The following is a 23,925-nucleotide window of genomic DNA, read 5'->3' as shown; positions in this document are numbered from 1 at the left end:
TGAGTAACGGAACACCACTCGTGAAATGAGTATGTCGATACATATATCACGACCATATCGAGTCAAATATTTATTGAAAATCAACAATTTGTGCAACTGATGAAAATCGCCACCTGGAACGTCAACTCCCTCAAAGTCCGCCAGCAGCACGTCATCGACTGGCTCGCGAGCAGCGGCACCGACGTGCTGTGCCTGCAGGAGCTGAAGCTTCCCGACGAAAAATTTCCGCGCGCCGAACTCGAGGCGGTCGGCTATCGATGCTGGTACGCGGGTCAGAAAACTTATAACGGTGTCGGCATTCTGGTGCGCGAAGGTTTGAACGTCGACGAAAGCAGCATCGTGCGCAACATCCCCGGTTTCGAGGACCCGCAGCAGCGCGTGATCGCGGCAACCATCGACGGCGTGCGCATCATCTCCGCGTATTTCCCCAACGGCCAGGCGCCCGGCACCGACAAGTTCGCGTACAAGCTGCGCTGGCTCGACGCGCTGCACGACTGGCTCGCAACCGAGATGACGCTGCATCCGAAGCTCGCCTTGCTCGGCGACTACAACATCGCGCCCGACGATCGCGACGTGCACGATCCGAAGGCATGGGAAGGTCAGAATCTGGTGTCGCCCGAGGAACGCGCGGCGTTCGTGCGGCTGATCGGCCTCGGCCTGCTCGATGCGTTCCGCCAGTTCGAGCAGCAGGAAAAAATCTATTCGTGGTGGGACTACCGGATGATGGCGTTCCGTCGCAACGCGGGACTGCGCATCGATCACATCCTGCTGTCGAAGGCATTGGCCGACATCTGCTCGGCGTGCGACATCGACAAGGTGCCGCGCAAGTGGGAGCAGCCGTCGGATCACGCGCCAGTGTTCGCGCAGCTGGGTTGATCCGGCATCCAGCGATGAAATGAGGCAGCGCTGCCTCGCTTCCCTATTGCTTCAAGCGCCGCCCAGCACACCCCACAAGAACCCGAACACCATCGCATCATGCTCGGCCTGCTCCAACTCATCGGAGCCGCCGTGGCCGCCTTCCGTATTCTCCCGATACCACACGTGCTGCGCGCCAAGCGCCTGCATGCGCGCGGCCATTTTGCGCGCATGGCCGGGATGCACGCGATCGTCGGCGGTCGACGTCGTGAATAGCACCGGCGGATACGCGACACCCGCCGCGAGGTTGTGATACGGCGAATACGCGGCGAGCGAGCGCGCTTCATCGGGTTCATCGGGGTCGCCGTACTCGTCGATCCACGAGGCGCCCGCATGCAGCAGGTGATAGCGGCTCATATCGAGCAACGGCACCTCGCAGACGACCGCGCCGAATAGCTGCGGCCGCTGCACCATGCAGGCGGCCACCAGCAGACCGCCGTTGCTGCCGCCCTGAATGCCAAGCTGTGCGGCGCTCGTCACGCCGGTCGCGATCAGCGCCTCGGCGACCGCGATGAAATCATCGAACGCGCGCTGGCGATGCTCGCCTTGCGCCGCCGTGTGCCAGCGCGTGCCGAATTCGCCGCCGCCGCGAATATGCGCGACCACGTACACGCCGCCGCGTTCGAGCCAGCCGATGCCCTGCCCCGTCAGATAGCACGGCAGCAGCGGAATCGCGAAGCCGCCGTAGCCGCTCAGCAGACATGGGCGCGTCGGGCTGTCATCGCCCGGCGATGACAGCGCTTCCTTCGGCCCAATCACCGTGTACGGTACGCGCGTGCCATCGGCCGATACCGCATGTCCGCGCGTCACCACAACGCGCGTCGCGTCGAACTGCGTCGGCCAACGGTCGAGCAACTCCCATTCGTCGGGCTCCTCGAGCGCGAGATCGGAGAGCCAGTAGGCGGGCGGTTGCAGATAATCGTCGGTGTCGACGAACACTTCGTCGTTCAGTATCGACTCGACCGGAGACACGTCGACCTGCGCATCGCCGCGCGACGCGAACACGCGCTCACGCCACTGCCACGTGCCGTCCTCGCGCTGCGACGGCGTCCAGATCAGCGTCTTGCCGCGCACGTCGTCGAGATACGACACGATCAGATGATGGCGCGTATGCGACCACTCGCAGGCCGAGGTCAGCGGCGTCGGCGTGAAGAGCGGCGTCACATCGCGCTCGCCGCGCAGAAACGCGTCCTCGCGAATCGCGAGTAGCGCGCCGCCCGGATAGCGCGCGAGATTGCCCTCCCACTCGCATTCCCAATCGAGCCGCGGCTCGACCAACAGCCAGCCATGCCACGCCCCCACCGCGACGTGCGACGGCACTTCGTAACGATGCCAGGCGTCGCTAGCGTCGTCGAGGTAATACGTGTGCGAATCGAAAAAGTCGACGCTGCTCGTCACCGTATGCCGGCGATCGACCGGATCGTAATGCGCCTCCACGCCGATGTCGCCAAACTCGCCGCGAAACACGACGGGCGCATCGGCGAGCGCGGTACCGCGGGTCCAGCGCCGCACGTCGCGCGGATAACCGGAGCGCGTCAGCGTCTTGCGCCCATTGTCCCAGCCGACGTACAGCGTATCGCGATCGATCCACGACGCCGTGTGCTTGCCCGCCTTCGCAATCGCGAAGCCATCGTCGACGAAACGCCGCGCGTCGAGATCGAACTCGCGCACGACGAGCGCATCCGAACCGCCCGGCGACATCGTGATCAGCGCGCGGTCGCCGTCCGGATAAAGGATATCGAGATCGACGCACACCCACGGCGTGCCTTCGGCCGCGCCGAGCGCGTCGAAGTCGAGCAGGTTCTGCCACACCGGCGCGCCGTTGCGCCATGCGGCCCACGCGGTGCGTCGCCAGATACCGCGCGGATTGCGCTCGTCCTGCCATAAATCGTAGGCCCAGTCCTTCCAGCGATCCGGAATCACCGGACGCTCGCGCGGCAGATAGGCATCGGCAAGCCGCCGTCTGAGCGTGTCGAACGACTCGCCGCTGCACCACGCCACGCGGGTGCGCGCATTCTGCGCGTCGACCCATGCGAGTGCGTCAGCGTCGTACAGCTCTTCGAGCGACAGGAAAGGATCGGGGGAAAGCGGCCACTCGAACGGGGCGGGAGAAGCTGAAGAAGCTGGCATCGTCGGCTGTTGGATCGGAACAGCGTTGATTATGCCTCGTGTCCGGTGGTTGACGGTTTGCCGCGGGGCGCGATGCAAAAACGACGAAGGCGGCCTGAGCCGCCCCCGCCTGCCATGCAGCATCGCTCAGACCGAGCGCGTCATGGCTCCAGATTGAGCTCCTGAATCTTGCGCGTAATCGTATTGCGCCCGATGCCGAGCCGCTCGGCCGCCTCGACCTTGCGGCCGCGCGTGAAGTCGAGCGCCTCGCGGATCACGGCCGCTTCGAAGCGGCGCGCGAGTTCGTCCATCACGTCGGCCGCGTTCTCGCGCAGCATGCGCGCCACTTCGGTGCGCAAGCCGCCTTCCCATGCGCTCAGCGCGGTGGCGACCGACGCACCGGCCGCCCCACCCGGATGCACGAGCGCGCCGCCGCTCGTGCCAGCGAGCGGCACGCCGCCCGCGATTCCCGCATTGGTCGCCACGGTGCCATCCGTCGTCGCGCCAACAGCGGCGCCCGCACCAAGCTCGCTCCCGCCGCCGTGCGCGGGACCGAGATCGGGCGGCAGATCCTTGATTTCGATCGTCTGCGCGGGGGCCATCACCGTGAGCCAGTTCGCGAGATTCTCGAGTTGTCGCACGTTGCCCGGAAACGGCAGCGACGCGAGATACGCGAGCGCCTCCTCGGACACGCGCTTCGGTTCGACGCCGAGATCGCGCGCACTCTTTTGCAGGAAATGCCGCGTCAGCAGCGGGATATCCTCGTTGCGCTCGCGCAACGCGGGCAAGCGCAGACGGATCACGTTCAGACGGTGATACAGGTCCTCGCGAAACAGTCCCTGCCGCACGCGCGATTCGAGATTCTGGTGCGTCGCCGCGATCACCCGCACATTCGCGCGCAACGGATTGTGGCCGCCCACGCGATAGAACTGCCCGTCCGACAGTACGCGCAACAGACGCGTCTGCAGATCGAACGGCATGTCGCCGATTTCGTCGAGAAACAGCGTGCCGTTCTCGGCCTGCTCGAAGCGTCCCTGGCGCATCGCCTGCGCGCCGGTGAACGCCCCGCGCTCATGACCGAACAGTTCGGACTCCAGCAAATCCTTCGGAATCGCGGCCGTGTTCAACGCGATGAAGGGGCCATTCGCGCGTGGGCTATGTCGGTGCAACGCACGCGCGACCAGTTCCTTCCCGGTGCCTGATTCGCCCGTAATGAGCACGGTGGCCGCCGAATGCGACAGGCGGCCGATCGCGCGAAACATGTCCTGCATCGCGGGCGCCTGGCCGAGCATCTCGGGCGCTTCGGCGACGCGCTCGTCCCACGTCTGCTCGCCGCGCATGCTTTCGTCGACCGCGCGGCGAATCAGCTCGACGGCCTTGTCGACGTCGAACGGCTTCGCCAGATACTCGAACGCGCCGCCCTGGAATGCGGCGACCGCGCTATCGAGATCCGAGAACGCGGTCATGATGATGACCGGCAAGCCCGGCACCTTGTCGCGTACGGTTTGCAGCAGTTCCAGCCCGGAGCCGCCAGGCATGCGGATATCGGAGACCAGCACCTGCGGGCTGTCGTGATCGAGCGCGGCCGACGCTTCGCGCACGTTCGCGAAGCTGCGCGTCGCGAAGTTCTCGCGAGCCAGCGCTTTCTCGAGCACCCAGCGAATTGATTGATCGTCGTCTACTATCCAGATCGGCTTCATATAGGTCGGTCAGAAGTCTTGAGGTGCTTGTGTTATCTAGAGGTCGAGCGGCAGCAGAATCTGAAACTCGGTATGGCCCGGCCGGCTGTCCACTTCGATCAGACCTTCGTGCTGCTGCACGAAGGTCTGCGCTAGTGTGAGACCGAGACCGCTGCCGTCGTCGCGCCCCGACACGAGCGGGTAGAAAATGCGGTCGCGAATCTCTTCGGGAATGCCTGGGCCGTTGTCGATGATATGCAAGTCCAATGCCAGCTTGCACAGGCGTTTTGAAATCGTGACCTTGCGCGCCACGCGCGTACGCAATTCGATGCGCGCATCACCCTGCGAGATCCGCTCGCGCAACGCCTCGGCCGCATTGCGCACGATGTTCAGCAGCGCCTGGATCAGCTGCTCCTTGTCGCCGCGCAGATCCGGCACGCTGACGTCGTAATCGCGCTCGATCGTCAGGCCGCGCGGAAACTCCGCGAGAATCACCTGACGCACGCGCTCGCACACCTCGTGAATATTCACGTCGCCGACGATGTGCGGATGCCGGTGTGGTTCGAGCAAGCGGTCGACCAGCGTCTGCAGACGGTCCGACTCCTTGATGATGACCTGGGTGTACTCGCGCAACTCGTCGCGCTGACGTTCGCCGAGTTCGAACTCCAGCAGTTGCGCGGCGCCGCGAATCCCGCCCAGCGGATTCTTGATTTCGTGCGCGAGATTGCGGATCAGATGCTTGTTGACGGCCGTCAGGTCGTTGATGCGCTCTTCGCGGTCGGTGCGCAGATGCCGCTCGTTCTCGAACAGTTCGAGCAACACGTAGTCCTGCGCGCTTTCCAGAAAACCGACGATCGCATGCACGTGCAGCGGCTCGTGGCCGGGACGCTCGAGCACGGCGTCCAGATGCGTCGCGTGAAAACGGTGCGCGGCGATCGCGGTGATCGTCGCGACCAGTTCGTCCGCGTTCGAGAAGATGTCTGGCCACGCCATCTGCGTGAGTTGCTTGCGAGACATCTCGAGCATCGATTCCGCCGACGGATTCGCGAACGCGACGCGCAGCGTGCGCTTTTCGAGCACCAGCACGACGGTCGGCAGCGCCTCGAAACCGGGCAGCAAACCGGAGCTCACGAGCTGCACGTCATCCGACAGCGTCTGTTCGTGTCCTTTCCTTGCCTTGATCAGATTCTTCAGAACCATCTTGCAGTCTGGCCGGTAGGAGATGGTGATAAATCAGGAGTGCTGCTTTATTGTGCTTCACCGAATGCCGGGTTGCCTGCGCGCGGCCGGCCGTGCGTACGGCCTAACAAAAAAGGGACGGCGCCGCCGTCCCTTTGTGACCGATCGCGAGCGTCGGGCAAAGCGCTTCGCCGGGTGACGGGCGAAGCGCCATGGCCGCTTACAGCGAGTAGTACATTTCGAATTCGATCGGGTGCACCGACTGACGATAACGCTGCAGTTCTGTCGTCTTCAGTTCGATGTACGCGTCGAGCATCGCATCCGTGAACACGCCACCGCGCGTCAGGAACTCGCGGTCCGCGTCGAGCGAGTCGAGCGCCTGGTCGAGGCCCGCGCACACGGTCGGGATCTTTGCATCCTCTTCCGGCGGCAGGTCGTACAGGTTCTTGTCGGCGGCTTCGCCCGGGTGAATCTTGTTCTGCACGCCGTCCAGACCCGCCATCATCAGCGCGGAGAAGCACAGGTACGGATTCGCCAGCGGATCCGGGAAGCGCGTTTCGATACGGCGGCCCTTCGGGTTCGAGACGTGCGGAATACGGATCGATGCCGAACGGTTGCGAGCCGAGTAGGCGAGCTTGACCGGAGCTTCGAAGTGCGGCACGAGACGCTTGTACGAGTTCGTACCCGGGTTCGTGATCGCGTTCAGCGCGCGAGCGTGCTTGATGATGCCGCCGATGTAGAACAGCGCGAATTCCGACAGACCCGCGTAGCCATTGCCCGCGAACAGGTTCTGGCCGTCCTTCCAGATCGACTGGTGGACGTGCATGCCCGAACCGTTATCGCCGACGACCGGCTTCGGCATGAATGTCGCCGTCTTGCCGTACGTGTGCGCGACGTTGTGGATGACGTACTTCATCTGCTGCAGCCAGTCGGCGCGCTGCACGAGCGTCGAGAACTTGGTGCCGATTTCGTTCTGGCCCTGGCCCGCCACTTCGTGGTGGTGCACTTCGACCGGAATGCCGATCTGTTCGAGCAGCAGACACATTTCCGAGCGGATGTCCTGGAACGAGTCGACCGGCGCGACCGGGAAGTAGCCGCCCTTGGTGCCCGGACGGTGACCGGTGTTGCCGCCTTCGAATTCCTTCGCTGACGACCACGGTGCTTCTTCCGAACCGATCTTGATGAAGCAGCCCGACTGATCCGTATTCCACTGGACCGAGTCGAAAATGAAGAATTCCGGTTCCGGACCGAAGTACGCGGTGTCGCCGAGGCCCGAGTTCTTCAGGTACGCTTCGGCGCGCTTCGCGAGCGAGCGCGGGTCGCGCTCGTAGCCTTTGCCGTCAGCCGGTTCGACGACGTCACAGGTCAGCACGAGGGTCGATTCTTCGTAGAACGGGTCGATGAAGGCGGTGTTCGCGTCCGGGACCAGCAACATGTCCGATGCTTCGATGCCCTTCCAGCCGGCAATCGACGAACCGTCAAACGCATGGCCGCTTTCGAACTTGTCTTCATCGAACGCCGACACCGGCACCGAAACGTGTTGCTCCTTGCCGCGCGTGTCGGTGAAACGGAAGTCGACAAACTTGACGTCTTCGTCTTTGACGAGTTGAATGACGTCGGCCACGGATTTACTCATAACCTATCTCCTGATTAACAATTTCGGCGGATTCAGCCGCCGCCCAATCTAGCTGACCCGTCCCGGAACGTCCACCCATATGGCGTCGCAGGGCGGAAAATTCTGCCGGGCAAAATCGATCGGCACCAATAAAGCAGATAGTGTGCCACGTCTGGGCCCGGGCGGGCCAATCCGGCGCACACCACTGCGCCGCTTGGATTTGCCGGCCACGCACGAGGCGCGAGCCGCGTCGCAAACAAACGTGCGGGCACTGCGACGCACCCATTTCGTGCATTCACCGCTTTGGAAACGGCGCTCTCTACCATTTTGGTGCATTCAGCGAGAAATGCACCATATTCGCGCATCGAGATTGGGGCGCTGCCCGTCGACTGTCCGGCGCCGTCCAGTCTACACAGGTCCGTGCGCTGCCTGCCGCGCGCTAGAATAATCATTTGGTCCGAAGGAGTTGACGCTCATGAGCACGCTCGAACAACTTTACGCGAAGGCGGACGCCCGCCGCACCGAGAACCAACTGCCCTACGCGGGCGCGGTATCGCCGGCCGAGGCGTTCGAACTGCTGGAACTCGATCCGCGCACGCGTCTCGTCGACGTGCGTACCCGCGCCGAGCTCGATTGGGTCGGCCGGCCGGTGATCGGTGATGGCCAATACGCGCATGTCGAATGGACGCGCTATCCGGGCGCGGTGCCCAATCAGGAATTCGTGCAGCAACTCGCGCAGGTCGCCTCGCCCGGTACGCCGGTGCTGTTCCTGTGCCGCAGCGCCGCGCGCTCGAAGCTCGCCGCGATCGCCGCGACCCAGGCCGGCTTCACGAAGGCGTATGACCTGCTGGAAGGCTTCGAAGGCGACAAGGACAGCCAGGGGCATCGGAAGACGGTGTCGGGATGGTGTTTTCGCGGCTTGCCGTGGATCGGAGCCTGATGGCGCGTGGCGCACTGCCCGCATCTGCGCAAGCCCGTGGCGCGGCGCTGAAGCAGGCCGATTGAAACGATTCGCGCCGACCACGCATTGATTGCATCGTCGGCGCGGGTTGTGACACTGCGATGTCGCGGTTCGCGCCAACCCAACCCTCAGGCGCGGACCGCTTGTTTCGTCGAGCGCCGCGCACGCGGCGCTCCATTGTGTTCAGGGCGCGGCCGAAATCCCGAACACGTGCAACTTGCCTGCGCTGACCTGTTTCGGCAACGTGACGCTCGCCACGAGCTTGCCCGGCGACAGTGGCACGCTCTGCGCGAACGGATAGGTCTTGACGCCGTCGTTGCTGCCGTCGCCGGCATTGCGATAGCTCGTCGTCGACGCGATCGGGTCCACCGGCGCCGCACCGCCACCATTGAGCGTCCAGTCGTCGAACGAGAGCGTGAAAGGTTTGGTCGTGCCGGGCGGCATCGCGATGGCCTGCCCCACCGCCACCGCGTTATCGAGCGGACCGCCAGACAAGACGAAGCTCGCGCCACCGAAGGAGAACGGTTTGCCCGGCGCCGCGCCCGCCGCCGTCAAGGCCTGCGACGAGTAGCTGCACAGCGAGCCGTCGAAGTCCGCACCCCGACCTTCGGTATCGGTGCTGCCGTCGCTGCCGATGCCGTGGTTGTTGAAAGCGTCGGCCACATTCCGCGCGAGCGGCACACCATACGAAGGGGGTGCGTCCGCCGCGCTGCTCCACAACCCGTCAAAGCACCCGTAATAAGCAAAGCGACGAAGGATGGCGTATATCTATCACGGCTGCCTCCTGAGTATTGTTTAGTCATCCGTTTAGTCGTCGCGATTATCGTTTGACAATCGGCTCAATGAACGGAGGCCGTGCTATAAAAGCGATTCGAATTGCGTCCAATCGATTATCCATTCCGATTTAAGTTTATTTTAATTTACTAAACAAACTAAAATTCGCGATGGAATATCCAATTCTTGGATTAATCGAGGCAATGGAATGAACCGGGTCTTGAGGAATGCCCGGTTATGCATAACGAATTTTATTTAGCAATGCCCGTAGAGATACTTGAATGCCGACGATGAGTCGCATCTAGAGGCACGCAGAAGAAGCGGCGGTTAGTTGCGCGGAGTTGCCGGCCCCGCGCCGCGCGCATGTCGATGTGCGTTGAAGCTGCATGCGCGCGCGGCGCCGACATCCTGAACTGCGCGGGTCGTACACTACAGCTGCCCGGCGGACCGCTGTCGCCCGCTCAGCTTCGCGGCTTACCCGTGGCCGCTGCCGCCGCTTCAGGCTCGACGATATCGCCACCGAGCAGATGCACCCCCTCTCGCAGCTTCACGAACGCCGCGGCGACGGCTTCCGGCTCGCCCTTCACACCCAGATCGATGTGATGCCGCGCATACACGCCGCCCCGCTCCGCATCCCCGACGCTCGGCAGGCTGAACACCCGCACGCCCGGAAAATCGCGCTCGATTTTCTCCATCAGCGGCGTCACGCGCGACTCCGGCAACTCGAACACCAGCAGCGATTTTTCAGCGTGCGGCGTCGTGTGATGCAGATGCGCGTACTGCGTGTCGAGCACCCATTCGATCATCGGCCAGGCCATCACCGGGAAACCCGGCACGAAATGGTGTTGGCGGATCGAAAAGCCCGGAATCTTGTTGTAGCCGTTCGGAATGATATCGGCGGCCTGCGGGTACGTGCCCATATTCAGGCGATGCCGGTTTTCGGGCGAGTTCAGATCGAGAGGCGCCGGCGAGTTCGCGGGATACATGTCGCGGATACGCTCCTGGATCAGCTTCGCGGCTTCCGGATGCAGCTCGAGCGGCACGCCGAGCGCGGCCGCCGCGCACTGGCGCGTGTGGTCGTCCGGTGTCGCGCCGATACCGCCCGTCGAGAACACGATGTCGCCCGACGCGAACGTGCGCCGCAGCGTCGCCGTGATGCGCTCCGGATCGTCGCCGATGTACTCCGCCCAGCCGAGCGACAGCCCGCGCCCGCGGAGCAACTCGATGACCTTCGGCAGATGCTTGTCGACGCGTCTGCCCGACAGGATTTCATCGCCGATGATGATGACGCCAAATGCCATTGCCGCCTCTTTCGTTTGATCAATAGGGAACCGGCGCGACCTCGCGCGCGCCGCCAGGCGCTTCCGCCCGCATGCGCTGCAGCGCGCGCAGGCAGTAGTTGCCGAACCATAGCGCCGAGAACACGAGGATGAACGCGTAAATCCAGATCGTCACCGTCGTGATCACCGGGAACAGCACAATCAGCCATACCGACGACGCCCACAACAGCGTCGGCAGCGAACCTAGCAGGCCGCTCACGATACCGATCAGCAGCAACGGCAGCCGGTGGCGCCGCACCAGTTCGCGCCGCTCGTCGCGCGTCGCATGCAACGAGAGCGCATCGTAGGTCATCACGCGATACGTGAGCCATCCCCACAGCAGCGGCGGAATCAACGCGAAGAACGGCGGCACGAGCCACAGCGGCAACGTGACGATCAGCAGCGCGAGACACAGCAGCGTGGTCCAGAGCGCCTGACCGAGGCTACCGTACCACGTTCCGCCGTGGCGCATCTCCAGCCCGGCGAACTGGCGGGCCGCGAGAAAGCGGATCACGGCTGGCATCGACAGCATGGCGATCAGCAGCAGCACCGTGACGACGATCAGCGGGATCGCCATCGCGATCACGATGAACGGCGCGATGACCGCGTGCAGCGTCGAAAAACCGAGCACGTCGAACAGATGATAAAGCGTGGCGGTGAAGGACCAGTCGTCGAGCCAGGTGCGCGTCGCGCCGGTCAGCGTCTGCCAGAAGAACCACAGGAGTACGCCCCAGCCGACCGTCGCGACGAAAAACGGTTTGAAGGTCAGCCAGAGCATGCGCGGATGCAACGCGCTTGCGAGCGCGCGCCCAAACGAGCGCAACAGATCATTCATGCGAGCCAGTGCCTGCGAACGAAACGATGGACGGGAAAAACGCGCCGCGCGCGGGCCAGGCAAGCTGGGGCACTGGAGGGTGCGCTCGAACGTGCACAGCATAAACCAAGGGACGCGCCGCCGGCGGAAGTGAGCAGCGCGGCGGAGTGCGCGCTCGAATGGATCCGCAATGGACTCTGAACCGACTCTGAATCGACTCAAACGGCAGCGGTGTCGTTGCCGGGTGCGCGGCGCTTCGATACGAGGCGATGCGCGATGCGCACGAAGGCGAACCAGTGCTGCGCCCAGAATCCATCGCCATAGCGGCGGCCTTCGAGCTGATCGCTGATACCGGTCGGCTCCATATCGCGGCTCCACGACACGCTGCGGAACAACATGTCCCACCACGGGAACAGCACGCCGAAATTGCAACCGTAATTGAGCCCTTCATGACCGTACCCGATCGCGTGGTGACGGCGGTGGAACGCCGGGCTGACGAGCAGCCGCTCGCCGAGCCAGCCGTAATACAGGCGGATGTTCGCGTGCTGCACGCTTTGCGCGAGATTCGTGATCGCAACCAGCACGACGAACTGCGACGGCGGCACACCGATTGCGAGCGCGATCATCGCGAAAAACGACGCCTGCAGCAGATCGTCGAGCAGATGGTTGCGATCGTCGGACCACAGCGACATCTGCCGCTGACTATGGTGTACCGCATGCAGTTCCCACCACACGCCGAAGCGGTGCTGCCAGCGGTGATACCAGTAGCCGGCGAAATCGAGCACGAGCAGGTACATGACGAATGTGACGAGCGGCTGCGTGGTCACGCCGGGCCACAGGTTGTCGAAGTTCAGGTTCGCGATGCCGTGCAGCCGCAGCCAGCCTTGCACGTTGTCGAAGAGCGGTTGCATCGCGAAGAAAAAGAACAGGTTCAGAATGCCGAGCTTGGCTATCCACGTGTACAGCACGTCGACGCGCACGGCCTTGCGGTTCTCCCATTGCTCGGCCGGGCGCAGCGCCTCGAGCGGACGCAGGATCGCGTACATCGCGAGCACCTCGAGCACACCGACGATGACCCAGTACAGGCTGTCGTAGGTGTCCTCGTCGTAGTCCATCAGATTGAACCGGAACAGCAGCGGCTGCACCACGTCGACGTACAGCCACGTCTGCACGGCTGAAACGAAGCTGTCGAGTGAGGAGAAAATCAGATGGAACATGATGCTGGCCTGTTACTTCATCCTTGATGGCTCATGGCGCCCTGGCTCTGCTCTGGTGCCCTCAGGCCCCTCACGCACCGTTCGGCGCCGTCACCGGCGCGCGGTTGAAGAAATAGATGCCGTGCGGCGAGCGGCCCACCGCAATCGTCTGGATCAGCTTGCGCGTGTTGAGATCGATGATGCCAACGTGCTTCGCGAAGCGGAAGGTAACCCACAGATAGCGTTTGTCGGCGGAAAGTTCCATATCGTCCGGTCCCGGCATCAGGCCGGTGATGTCGCCGACGTTGGTGAGCGTGTCTTCGTCGATGATGCTGATCGTGCTAGCGACGCGGTTAGACACCGCGACATGCTTGCCGTCGGCGAGCGAGCGGAAATTGTGAGCGCCCTTGCCCGTGTGAATCGTCTTGACGACCTTCTGGTTGCGCCAGTCCACCACGGCGACGCAGTCCTCGCCGGTCATGCCGACGAGCAGGTACTTTTCCCCCGGCGTCATCCACAGACCCGCGGGCACCTTGCCGACCTTCATCTTCCATTTGACGGTTTGCGTGGGCAGGTCGATGGCGGCGAGCTCGCCCGAGATCTGCAGCGAGACGAACACCGTCTTGCTGTCATTCGAGAACGCCATGTGGCTCGGCATCACCGCGAGCGGTAGCCGTGAAGCCAGCGTCATCTGGTTTTTCTGGTTGTCGTAGTGATAGATGTCGAGTCGGTCGAGCCGCAGTCCCGTAGTGACGAGCCACTTGCGATCAGGCGAAAACCCGATTTGATAGGGATCTTCGATGTTCTCGACCCAACGCTGTAACTGCCCCGTTTTCGGATCGACGAACATCAGGTTGTTCGACACCGAATTGGCGACGATCAGCGAGGAATTGTCCGGCGTGGCCATCAGGTGATGCGGTTCCTTGCCCGTGGGCACGGTGCCAATGACCTGGCGGCTGTTCTCGTCGATCAGGCTCAGCGTGGCCTCGCCGGAATTGAGCACGATCACGTTATTGGCGTGCGCCGCTGGAGAAAAAAAGCCTGCGGCGGCGACCAGCACCGCGGTCGCGGCGAACGTGGCACTCAAGCCGGGAAGAAAAAATTTACGCATGAAAACTCGCTTCGGAGAACAACGGTCATTGTAGAACGTTTGCCGGTCCGGGCGGTTGACGTAAGTCACTGGCGACGACCGAAAAATGACGGGTGCGATGAAGCGCGGCCGCGAGCGGGAGGTTTCGTCTGCCACGTCCGGTTTGATGCTCGCGCCGCGGGTTTTCGAGCGAGGAATCAATGTGCTCTCCCTGTCAGGGCCAATCATGCATCAGCCACACGTTAAAATCGCGCAAATGATTAGCGGGAGCAATAAGAATACTCCTCTTTCCTTATCAATAAAAACCTAGCCGTATTAATATATTTTTTAGCCCGATTGAATTTCGGAGTTTGCTGATATCTGAATTGCACGCGGACAGCGGAGAATTCTCCATACGCGCCGCCCCGGTAGCGCCTCTCCCATGAAACCCGAGCGTATATCGCCGGGCCGACGCGCGCTCGACCAAATAACGCAAGCCTTACCAATGACCGGCGTTTTTGTATTTTCAATATTTTCAAAACCACGCAATAACATCACGTCAAAGTCGGAATACGCGCTGCGTGCCACTAACTCCAATAATGCGGAGGATTTTTAATTAATGAACCTCGGTCAGCTGAACGCGGCGCTCGAAGGCGCGATCAATAACGCGACGATCGGCTCGACCGACGCGTTGTTCAGCGCGGCAGGCGATAGCGCGACTGAGAGCGCGCAGGCGTCCGGCGCGCACGCGATTGCGGCCGGGGCGAACGCGCGACCGAGCTAACACGGTATCGGTTGGCGCGGCGGGCCAGGAACGCCAGATCGCCAACGTCGCGGCCGGCGTGCGAGGCACCGACGCGGTCAACGTCAATCAGTTGCAGCAAAGCGTGAGCGGCGCGATCAGCGCGTCGAACCGCTATACCGACGACCAGATCCGCTCCGCCCGTCGGGACTGCTACGGGAGCACGGCATCGGCGCTCGCGATGGCAGCTTTGCCGCAAGCGGTCCTGCCGGGACACGGCATGGTCGCCATGGCGAGGGCACGTACGGCGGTCAATCTGCGCTCGCGATCAGCGTGTCGCAGCGTACCCCGCGCGCACCGGTGCGCGGGCCCGCTCATCGGCCGCGGTGCACATCCAGTGTCCAGCGTCCGCGAGCGAGCGCCCTGGCTTTAGCGCTGCATCGACTCCCACACCTTGTGCAGGCGCTTCACCGAAACCGGCATCGGGGTGCGCAACTCCTGCGCAAACAGCGAGATGCGCAATTCCTCGAGCAGCCAGCGGAATTCCGCAAGCCGCGGATCCACGACGCCGCCGCGCTGCGACACGGCGCGCTGATAGTGCTGCAGCAGCGGCTGGAATTCGGCGAACTGGCGCGCGTCGCGTATGGCGTCCGCGCGCAGCTTGTCGATACGCAGCGCCATCCCCTTCAGATAACGCGGGAAATGTGCGAGTTGGGCATACGGCGTATCGACGACAAAACGCTTGCCGATCAGCGCATCGAGCTGATTCTGCAGATCGGTGTACGCGGCCGCGAATGGCTTCGCCTGCAGGAGCTTCTTCGTCAGGCTCGCGTATTCGCCAAGTATCTGACCGACCAGCCGCGAAATTTCCTGCGCGAGCAATGTGAGGCGGCTACGCCCTTCGTCGCGGCGGACATGGAAGCTCGCATCGTCGTCGGGCAGCGGATCCTGCAGACACGCGCGGTCGAGTGCGGTGTCGATCAGCTGATCGCGCAGTTCCTCCTGCGTGCCGCGCGGCATGAACTGCATGGCCATTTCGCGCAGGCCCGGCAGATTCTTCTCCAGATACTTGATCGGCTCCTTCAACTGCAGCGCGAAGAGCCGACGCAAGCCCGCCCGATGAATCCGCGCGGCTTCTTCCGGCGAATCGAACACCTCGACGTCGCAATGAGTGCCACGGTCCACGAGCGCCGGGTAGCCAAACAGCGTCTGACCACCACGGCGAATTTCGAGCAACTCGGGCAACTTGCCGAAATTCCACGTGGTCAGGTTTTCATACAGCGCGGTGGCTGGTGCGCCTTCCGGTGTCGCGGGCTGTGGCGCGGCCGCGCCCTTGCCGCGCGACGCGCCACTCTGAGCCAGATCTGGAGAGCGTGCAGGTGTCGCAACACCGCCGCCGCCCGCGTCGGCCAAGGCGGCGCCCGCCGCGCCCGAAACGAGCTTCTGGAAATGCTGCTGCGCCTGAGCGCCGAGCTCGGCGCGCAGTTGCGACAAATTGCGCCCCATCGCGAGCTGCCGGCCATGTTCGTCGATGACCTTGAAGTTCATGAACAGATGCGCGGGCAGCGTCTCGAGCTTGAAGTCGGACTGCTTCATCGTGACCTGGGTCTGCTCGCGCAGGTCGGCGATCAGCGCCTCGAGCAAGCCGCCTCCTCCGAAGCGCTGTGCGCCGTGCCGTTCGGCGAAGCCCGCCGCGTACTCGGGGAGCGGCACGCAATGCCGACGCAGCTTTTGCGGCAGCGACTTCAGCAGCATCTGCGCCTTTTCTTTCAGCATCCCAGGCACGAGCCACTCACAGCGGCGCGCGTCGACCTGGTTCAGCGCGTACAGCGGCACTGCGAGCGTCACGCCGTCGCGCGGCGTGCCCGGCTCGAAGTGATAGGTCAGCGCCATCTCGATGCCCGCCATCGTCAGCCGCTTAGGGAACAGATCCGTCGTGACACCCGCCGCCTCGTGCCGCATCAGATCGTCTCGGGACAAATACAACAGCCGCAGCTTGTCCTCCGCCTGGCCACTCTTTTTGACCTCGTCGCGATACCAGCGCTCGAACGCGGCGCCGGTATGGATGCCGTCCGGCAGCGCCTGATCGTAGAACGCGTAGATCAATTCATCGTCGACCAGCACGTCCTGGCGGCGCGACTTGTGCTCGAGCTGCTCGATGTCGGCGAGCAACTTGCGGTTGTGCGCGAAGAACGCAAGCTTCGTGTCGAACTCGCCTTCGACGAGCGCACCGCGAATGAACAGCTCGCGCGCCCGCGCCGGGTCCTGCGTGCCGAATGCGACGCGCCGCCGGTGATAGATCGGCAGGCCGTACAGCATCGCGCGCTCGAACGCGGACACCTGCGCCGCGCGCTTTTCCCAATGCGGCTCGGACAACGACTTCTTGAGCAGATGCGCGCCGACCTTCTCGACCCACTCCGGCTCGATTTTCGCGATACAGCGCGCGTACAGACGGCTCGTTTCGACGAGCTCGGCGGCCATCACCCACTTGCCTGCTTTTTTCACGAGCGCCGAGCCGGGCCACAAATAGAACTTGATGCCGCGCGCGCCGAGGTAGTACGGCTCGTCGTCGGCTTTCAGGCCGATGTTGCCGAGCAGACCGGTCAGCAGCGCCAGGTGGATCTGCTCGAATGTCGCCTCCGCTTCGTTCAGCCGCCAGCCGTGCTCGCGCACCACCGTCAGCAGTTGCGAGTGGACGTCGCGCCATTCGCGCAGCCGCAGTTGCGACAGGAAGTTCTTGCGGCACTCGTCCTGCAGCTGCCGGTTCGATTTCTTGTGCGCGATCGCTTCGTCGAACCAGTTCCAGATCTTCAGCCACTGCAGGAATTCGGAGCGCTCGTCGGCGAACCGGCGATGCGCCTGGTCCGCCTGCTCCTGCGCTTCGATCGGGCGATCGCGCGGGTCCTGCACGGACAGCGCACTCGCGATGATCAGCACTTCCTTCAGCGCCTGCTGGTCGCGCGCGGCGAGGATCATGCGGCCGACGCGCGGATCGAGCGGCAGTCGCGCGAGTTCGCGGCCGAGCGGCGTCAGGTGGTTGTCGTCGTCGACGGCGCCGAGCTCGTTGAGCAACTGGTAGCCATCGGAAATCGCACGGCCCGGCGGCGGTTCGATAAACGGGAAGGTTTCGATCGCCGTCAGATGCAGCGACTTCATGCGCAGAATCACCGAAGCAAGCGACGAGCGCAGAATTTCCGGATCGGTGAAGCGCGCGCGGCCCTGGAAGTCGCTGTCCTCATACAGACGAATGCAGATGCCATCGGCGACCCGGCCGCAACGCCCCGCGCGCTGGTTCGCGGCGGCCTGCGAAATCGACTCGACCTGCAACTGCTCGACCTTGTTGCGATACGAGTAGCGCTTCACGCGCGCAAGGCCGGTGTCGACCACGTAGCGGATGCCCGGTACCGTCAGCGAAGTCTCGGCGACGTTGGTCGCGAGCACGATGCGGCGCGCGTTCGACGCGCGGAACACGCGCTCCTGCTCGGCGGCCGAGAGCCGCGCGAACAGCGGCAGGATCTCCGTATGGGGCGGATGATGTTTGCGCAGCGCCTCGGCGGCGTCGCGAATCTCGCGCTCGCCGGGCAGGAACACGAGTACGTCGCCGGGGCCTTCGCGGCACAGTTCGTCGACAGCGTCGACGATCGCCTCCATCAGATCACGATCAGCCTCGCGCTGCGTCTTCGGGCGCTCGCGGCCAGACGAGGTTGCACCGGAGGTCCCTTGCGCCGCCTTGACCGCCGGGCTGTCCTCGACGACCGGACGGTAACGTACCTCGACCGGATACATCCGGCCGCTCACTTCGATCACCGGCGCGGGTTTGTCGTCGCTGCCGAAATGACGCGCAAAACGGTCGGCGTCGATCGTCGCCGAGGTGACGATCAGCTTCAGGCCGGGACGCCTGGGAAGAATCTCCTTCAGGTAGCCGAGCAGAAAATCGATGTTGAGGCTGCGCTCGTGTGCTTCGTCGATGATCAGCGTGTCGTAGGCATTCAGCAGCGGATCGGTCTGCGTTTCAGCAAGCAGAATGCCGTCGGTCATCAGCTTGACCGATGCGCCCGGCGCGAGGTTGTCGTTGAAGCGCACCTTATAGCCGACCACTTCGCCGAACGGCGTGCCGAGCTCCTCGGCGATACGCCGCCCGGTCGCCGACGCGGCGATCCGGCGCGGCTGCGTATGGCCGATCAGACCATTGCCGCCGGCACCGAGACCACGGCCCAGCGCGAGGCAGATTTTCGGCAACTGCGTGGTCTTGCCCGAGCCGGTTTCGCCTGACACGATCACGACCTGATTCTCCGCGATCGCCCGCGCGATCTCGTCGCGACGACCGGAGACAGGAAGCGCTTCGGGGAACGTGACCGGTGGGATCGGATTCGGCTCGACGACCCGCGACGGCCGCGCTTCGCGCGGCGCGCGAGGTTCCTTGCGCGGCTCGCCCGATTGTTTGTCGCGCGATCCGTGACGTTGCTCGCCGCGGGTAGATTCGCGTTGCTCGCTACGTGGCCCGCGATCTCCCTGTTCGTTGCGAGACGCACGACGCTGTTCAACCCCCTCGTCGCGAGCCTGCTGGCCATGCTCACCGCGAGGCGCGGCCGAAGGCGTATTGCGGCGCTCGCTTTGCGGCCCACCCCGCTGCCCGCTTTGCGGCCGATCGCCCTGCTGCTCGCGGGCCGCGTTATGAAGCGCAGTACGGAATTGTCCAAGCTGCTCGCTCAACGAAGCGCCATGTTGCTCGCCACGGGCCCCACCGCCCCGCTTCGCACCAGACGCTTGATCCGATTCATCGCGGGATTCACCGCGCCGTTCGTCACGCGCGCCAGCGTGCTCTTCGCGATCTTTTCGACCTGCACCGCCCCCTTCAGGCGGCACCTTTCGCGCAGACACGCCCGCCCCTCGACGCGCGTCACGCGCCTGATCGGGTCTCGCATCCTGCGCTGGGCGGCGCATCGTGTCGCCGGGGTTGACCGGCTCGCCGGCCGACGCCGGTTTCTCGTTCGCCCCAGCGGGACTTTTGGGTACATTCGACATGGGGGCGCATTATAATCCCCGGCATGAATTCCCAAACCGACCTCGTCCCCGCGCCCGCGAGCGTTCCGGCGCCCTCCGACTCGCCGGAAACTCTCGCCCAGCACGCGCAATTCGTCGACTGGATGCGTTCCGTCGCCCCGTATATCCACGCGTTCCGAAACAAGACATTCGTCGTGGGTTTCGGCGGCGAAGTGGTGCATCAGGGGCTGCTGAATGCGCTCGTGTCCGACATCGCGCTGCTGCAGGCAATGGGCATCCAGATCGTGCTCGTGCATGGCTCGCGCCCGCAGGTCGAGGAGCAGATGAGCCTGCACGGCGTCGAATCGGAGTTTTCACACGGCATGCGCATCACCGACGCGCGCGCGCTCGAGTCCGCGAAGGAGGCGGCCGGCGAAGTGCGTCTGGACATCGAAGCCGCGATCAGCCAGGGTCTGCCGAACACGCCAATGGCGCACGCGCACATCAGCGTCGTATCGGGCAACTTCGTGACGGCGCGCCCCGTCGGCATTCTGGACGGCGTCGACTTCCAGCACACGGGCCTCGTGCGCAAGATCGACGCGGATTCGATCCGACACTCGCTTGCGAGCCGCAAGCTCGTGCTGCTATCGCCGCTCGGCTTCTCGCCCACCGGTGAGGCATTCAATCTGTCGATGGAAGACGTGGCCTCGGCCGCGGCGATCGCGCTGCGCGCCGACAAGATCGTGTTCCTGACCGAAACGCCGGGCTTGATGGAAACCGGCGAAAGCGGCACCGCGCTGATCCGCGAACTGTCGCTCGACGACGCCTACAAGCTGAACGAAAGCGGCGAAGTGACCGGCGACGCCGCGTTCTACCTGAAGCATTCGATTCGCGCCTGCCGCGGCGGCGTGGCGCGTGCGCACATCATCCCGTACGCGCTCGACGGCAGCCTGCTGCTCGAACTGTTCCTGCACGATGGCGTCGGCACGATGATTTCGTACGAGAACCTCGAAAGCCTGCGCGAAGCAACGCCGGACGACGTCGGCGGCATTCTCGCGCTGATCGAGCCGCTCGAAACTGACGGCACGCTGGTACGGCGCGGCCGTCACCAGATCGAACGCGACATCGACCATTTCTCGGTGATCGAGCACGATGGCGTGCTGTTCGGCTGCGCGGCGCTGTATCCGTATCCGCAGGAGCGCATCGGCGAAATGGCGTGCCTGACGGTCGCGCCGGAAGCGCAAGGCACGGGCGACGGCGAGCGTTTGCTCAAGCGGATCGAGCAGCGCGCGCGGGCACGCGGCCTCACGCGCATTTTCGTGCTCACCACACGCACCGAACACTGGTTCCTGAAACGCGGCTTCGTCAAGGTTTCGGTCGACGACCTGCCCGAAGACCGCCGCCGACTCTATAACTGGCAGCGCAAGTCGCTCGTGCTGATGAAACAGCTTTGAGTACTTCGTGATCGCCCCCATCTGATCCGAACCGGCGCCTGCCCGCCCCACATCGATTACAGGAGAAGCACAGCATGACTCGTATGGTTCAATGCGCGAAGCTCGGCAAGGAAGCCGAAGGCCTCGATTTCCCGCCGCTGCCGGGCGAACTCGGCAAGCGGATCTACGAAAGTATCTCGAAGGAAGCCTGGCAGAGCTGGTTGAAGCAGCAGACCATGCTGATCAACGAAAATCGCCTGAACATGGCCGATCCGCGCGCGCGTCAGTATCTGATGAAGCAGACCGAAAAGTTCTTCTTCGGCGAAGGCGCGGATACCGCATCGGGGTACGTGCCGCCGTCAGCCTGAGCTTGCCTCGTCGAGGACGACACGACACAACGCGTCGCCCAAACCGAGCAAACACACGCCTGAAAGTCCGCGCCGCGAGCGCGGATTTTTTTCGCCCCGATACCGGCCGCGTGTCGTATCCGCAGTTCGTGTCGCCTTCGCCTCGAAAATGAGTCTGCAAATGTTCCAGGCGGTCCGTTTTCCAATTCGGCCGATCCCGCCAGATCCCCCGCCCCGCAATGGATTGAGCCACATCGGCGGCCTTCGCCCGCACCACCGGTTTGCACGATCCTCTGTCATCATGCTAATATGTGCGGCGTTTCAACAGCAATTCACCTTCATTCGTGTTCTATTCAAGTTGGCTCGCCGTGCGTTTTCCGCGCGTGCGTCATCCTGATTCGAACTGTTTTTAAACAAGAAGGCTCGTCGGTCGTTTCCCCGCCTGAAGCGGAAAATTCAAGACCGGCCTTTTTCGTTTCAAGCCTTCAGTGGCGCATGGGTCAGTTTCCCGCCAGCCCCGCGTCCCTCATGCATCTGCCCCCCTTCCACGGCCACGCAGGTGCAACAGTCAGCACAATCTAGTCGAGTGTTTTTTCGCGAACTTACCGCGAGGCACGGGCGTTTGCTTCTTTTCGCCATCCGTTCCGCCGCCGGATAACCGGTGCCGCGAATAGCCTCGCCTTGCTCACGAAATTACACTTCCCGGCAACCGTGGCGGAACGCATCACGAGTTTCGTCGCAGTCATTGGAGTTTCAACCTTGACCGCTTCCAGCAACGGCTTCTGGCGACATCACAAACCGGAACAGCGTCTTTCCCTCGACGACATCACCGTTGTCGATCACTCCCTCCTGAAACGGGCCGTCGGCGCCATGGCGCTCGGCAACGCGATGGAATGGTTCGATTTCGGCGTGTACAGCTACATCGCGGTCACGCTCGGCAAGGTGTTCTTCCCTTCGTCGAGCCCATCGGCGCAACTCATTGCGACCTTCGGCACGTTTGCCGCGGCGTTTCTCGTGCGGCCGATCGGCGGCATGGTATTCGGGCCGCTCGGAGACCGCATCGGCCGTCAGCGCGTGCTGGCGATGACGATGATCATGATGGCCGCGGGCACCTTCGCGATCGGCCTGATCCCCAACTACGCGACGATCGGCATTCTCGCGCCGGCGCTGTTGCTGCTTGCGCGCCTCGTGCAGGGCTTCTCGACCGGCGGCGAATACGGTGGCGCCGCGACCTTCATCGCCGAATTCTCGACCGACAAGCGCCGCGGCTTCATGGGCAGCTTTCTCGAGTTCGGCACGCTGATCGGCTACGTGCTCGGCGCGGGCACGGTCGCGCTGCTGACGGCGACGCTGTCGAACGACGCGCTGCTGTCCTGGGGCTGGCGCGTACCGTTCCTGATCGCCGGACCGCTCGGCCTGGTGGGTCTGTACATCCGCATGAAGCTCGAGGAAACGCCAGCGTTCAAGAAGCAGGCCGAAGAGCGCGAAGCCGTAGACCGCGCGCTGCCCAGCCAGTCGTTGCGCCAGTTGCTCGTGCAGCAGTGGAAGCCGCTGCTGCTGTGTGTCGGCCTCGTGCTGATTTTCAACGTGACCGACTATATGGCGCTGTCGTATCTGCCGAGCTATCTGTCCGCCACGCTGCACTTCAACGAAACGCACGGTCTGTTCCTCGTGCTGCTCGTAATGATCCTGATGATGCCGATGACGCTCGCCGCCGGCCGTCTGTCCGACGCGATCGGCCGCAAGCCCGTGATGCTGCTCGGCTGCGTCGGTCTGTTCGCGCTGTCGATTCCCGCGCTGCTGCTGATTCGCATGGGCACGGTGCTGCCGGTGTTCGGCGGTCTGATGATTCTCGGCGTGCTGCTGTCGTGCTTCACCGGGGTGATGCCGTCAGCGCTGCCGGCGCTGTTCCCGACCCGGATCCGCTACGGCGCGCTCGCGATCGGCTTCAATATCTCGGTGTCGCTGTTCGGCGGCACGACGCCGCTCGTGACCGCATGGCTCGTCGACCGGACCGGCAATCTGATGATGCCCGCGTACTACCTGATGGGTGCATCGCTGATCGGCATCGTGTCGGTGCTCGCGCTGCGCGAAACCGCGCGCAAGCCGCTGCTCGGCTCGGGTCCGTGCGTCGGGACGCGCGCTGAAGCGCACGCGGTGCTGCGCGGTGAGCGCGAGGCCGAGGAGATGGATGAACGGTTCGCGGCGGCTGCAACCGCGCGTGCCTGATCCGCGCAGTCATCACACCAGGCGTTGTTTCTGAAGCGGGCCGGCGAAATTCGCCGGCCCGCTTCTTTTACGTCAGGAGCGGATCGAACGTCGCACCAACCTGCGCGCCTTCGACGGTCAGCGTGCCCGCGCACACCGGCAGCTTGAAGCGCCGCGGCCCCGCGCTGCCAGGATTGACATACAGCACGCCGTCGCGCTCCGCGATCGACGGCTTGTGCGAGTGGCCGCTCACCACGACGCGAATGCCATCGTGCTGCGGCACGCAGCCCAGCTCGGCGATATCGTGCACGACCAGAATCGTCACCTGCTGGATCGTCAGCCGCGCATGCGTCGGTAGAGACGCGGCCCAGTCACCGGTATCGTTGTTGCCGCGCACCGCGGTGAGCGGCGCGATCCGCGCGAGCGCGTCGAGCACGTCCGGGTTGCAGATATCGCCCGCGTGAATGATTGCGTCGCAGCCGTCGAGATAGCACAACGCTTCCGGACGCACGAGGTTGTGCGTATCCGAGATGAGCCCGATGCGGGTAGCGGTCGAAGGTGAGCGACGTGAAGCCATGCGCA

16 protein-coding genes and 2 pseudogenes are annotated in these 23,925 nt (G+C 63.8%); 6 read left to right on the top strand and 12 right to left on the bottom strand.

Annotated features, from left to right (window positions below; all coding sequences use genetic code 11):
• Positions 1 to 99: 99 nt before the first annotated feature.
• Positions 100 to 876, top strand: a complete 777-nt coding sequence (gene xth, locus OKW44_RS36485; RefSeq protein ID WP_026225289.1) for an exodeoxyribonuclease III — start codon at positions 100 to 102, stop codon at positions 874 to 876.
• A 51-nt stretch (positions 877 to 927) separates the two neighbouring features.
• On the opposite strand, the gene OKW44_RS36480 is transcribed toward xth, so the two are convergent.
• The 4 genes from OKW44_RS36480 to glnA all read right to left on the bottom strand — a co-directional run bounded on the left by OKW44_RS36480 (position 928) and on the right by glnA (position 7,518).
• On the bottom strand, positions 928 to 3,045 hold the full coding sequence (locus OKW44_RS36480) for a prolyl oligopeptidase family serine peptidase (RefSeq protein WP_018417488.1): 2,118 nt from the start codon (positions 3,043 to 3,045) through the stop codon (positions 928 to 930).
• Positions 3,046 to 3,185: 140 nt separating this feature from the next.
• Positions 3,186 to 4,724, bottom strand: a complete 1,539-nt coding sequence (ntrC, locus tag OKW44_RS36475; protein ID WP_018417487.1) for a nitrogen regulation protein NR(I) — start codon at positions 4,722 to 4,724, stop codon at positions 3,186 to 3,188.
• Positions 4,725 to 4,760: 36 nt separating this feature from the next.
• Complete coding sequence (gene glnL, locus OKW44_RS36470) at positions 4,761 to 5,903, bottom strand: nitrogen regulation protein NR(II) (protein ID WP_018417486.1); 1,143 nt, start codon at positions 5,901 to 5,903, stop codon at positions 4,761 to 4,763.
• 199 nt (positions 5,904 to 6,102) lie between these two features.
• A complete protein-coding gene (gene glnA, locus OKW44_RS36465; protein WP_018417485.1) occupies positions 6,103 to 7,518 on the bottom strand; it encodes a type I glutamate--ammonia ligase in 1,416 nt (471 codons plus the stop codon).
• Positions 7,519 to 7,972: 454 nt separating this feature from the next.
• Between glnA and OKW44_RS36460 the strand changes: the two genes are divergently transcribed.
• Complete coding sequence (locus OKW44_RS36460; protein WP_018417484.1) at positions 7,973 to 8,437, top strand: rhodanese-like domain-containing protein; 465 nt, start codon at positions 7,973 to 7,975, stop codon at positions 8,435 to 8,437.
• A gap of 204 nt (positions 8,438 to 8,641) precedes the next feature.
• Here the strand turns inward: OKW44_RS36460 and OKW44_RS36455 are convergent.
• From OKW44_RS36455 to OKW44_RS36435, 5 genes and pseudogenes are all read right to left on the bottom strand, one after another.
• Positions 8,642 to 9,166: pseudogene (locus OKW44_RS36455) on the bottom strand (GH92 family glycosyl hydrolase); the annotation flags it as partial.
• A 527-nt stretch (positions 9,167 to 9,693) separates the two neighbouring features.
• Positions 9,694 to 10,533: a competence/damage-inducible protein A gene (locus OKW44_RS36450; protein WP_018417482.1), complete on the bottom strand. Its 840-nt coding sequence runs from the start codon at positions 10,531 to 10,533 to the stop codon at positions 9,694 to 9,696.
• Between the two features lie 19 nt (positions 10,534 to 10,552).
• Positions 10,553 to 11,386, bottom strand: coding sequence for an EI24 domain-containing protein (locus OKW44_RS36445; RefSeq protein WP_018417481.1), 834 nt, complete (start codon positions 11,384 to 11,386; stop codon positions 10,553 to 10,555).
• A gap of 197 nt (positions 11,387 to 11,583) precedes the next feature.
• Complete coding sequence (locus OKW44_RS36440) at positions 11,584 to 12,582, bottom strand: sterol desaturase family protein (protein ID WP_018417480.1); 999 nt, start codon at positions 12,580 to 12,582, stop codon at positions 11,584 to 11,586.
• 70 nt (positions 12,583 to 12,652) lie between these two features.
• A complete protein-coding gene (locus OKW44_RS36435; RefSeq protein WP_018417479.1) occupies positions 12,653 to 13,672 on the bottom strand; it encodes a YVTN family beta-propeller repeat protein in 1,020 nt (339 codons plus the stop codon).
• 577 nt (positions 13,673 to 14,249) lie between these two features.
• Here OKW44_RS36435 and OKW44_RS36430 point away from each other — a divergent pair.
• A pseudogene (locus tag OKW44_RS36430) lies at positions 14,250 to 14,714 on the top strand (YadA family autotransporter adhesin); the annotation flags it as partial.
• Between the two features lie 87 nt (positions 14,715 to 14,801).
• Here OKW44_RS36430 and hrpA read toward each other — a convergent pair.
• Both hrpA and OKW44_RS36420 read right to left on the bottom strand, forming a co-directional pair.
• Positions 14,802 to 19,085: an ATP-dependent RNA helicase HrpA gene (hrpA, locus tag OKW44_RS36425; RefSeq protein WP_018417478.1), complete on the bottom strand. Its 4,284-nt coding sequence runs from the start codon at positions 19,083 to 19,085 to the stop codon at positions 14,802 to 14,804.
• The gene (locus OKW44_RS36420; RefSeq protein ID WP_018417477.1) at positions 19,082 to 19,297 is read right to left on the bottom strand and encodes a hypothetical protein; all 216 of its coding nucleotides are present in this window, start codon (positions 19,295 to 19,297) and stop codon (positions 19,082 to 19,084) included. Before OKW44_RS36420 ends, hrpA begins: the two co-directional genes overlap by 4 nt.
• 123 nt (positions 19,298 to 19,420) lie before the next feature.
• On the opposite strand from OKW44_RS36420, the gene argA reads away from it, so the two are divergent.
• The 3 genes from argA to proP all read left to right on the top strand — a co-directional run bounded on the left by argA (position 19,421) and on the right by proP (position 23,364).
• Positions 19,421 to 20,809, top strand: a complete 1,389-nt coding sequence (gene argA / locus OKW44_RS36415; protein WP_018417476.1) for an amino-acid N-acetyltransferase — start codon at positions 19,421 to 19,423, stop codon at positions 20,807 to 20,809.
• A 74-nt stretch (positions 20,810 to 20,883) separates the two neighbouring features.
• Positions 20,884 to 21,156, top strand: a complete 273-nt coding sequence (locus OKW44_RS36410) for an oxidative damage protection protein (protein WP_026225286.1) — start codon at positions 20,884 to 20,886, stop codon at positions 21,154 to 21,156.
• Positions 21,157 to 21,894: 738 nt separating this feature from the next.
• On the top strand, positions 21,895 to 23,364 hold the full coding sequence (gene proP / locus OKW44_RS36405) for a glycine betaine/L-proline transporter ProP (RefSeq protein WP_026225285.1): 1,470 nt from the start codon (positions 21,895 to 21,897) through the stop codon (positions 23,362 to 23,364).
• Between the two features lie 67 nt (positions 23,365 to 23,431).
• On the opposite strand, the gene OKW44_RS36400 is transcribed toward proP, so the two are convergent.
• On the bottom strand, positions 23,432 to 23,920 hold the full coding sequence (locus OKW44_RS36400; RefSeq protein ID WP_018417473.1) for a metallophosphoesterase family protein: 489 nt from the start codon (positions 23,918 to 23,920) through the stop codon (positions 23,432 to 23,434).
• Positions 23,921 to 23,925 lie beyond the last annotated feature (5 nt).

It is taken from the genome of Paraburkholderia lebeckiae, from assembly GCF_050436325.1.
Taxonomy (GTDB): Bacteria; Pseudomonadota; Gammaproteobacteria; order Burkholderiales; family Burkholderiaceae; genus Paraburkholderia; species Paraburkholderia tuberum.
This window is presented reverse-complemented; position numbering and strand designations above follow the sequence as displayed.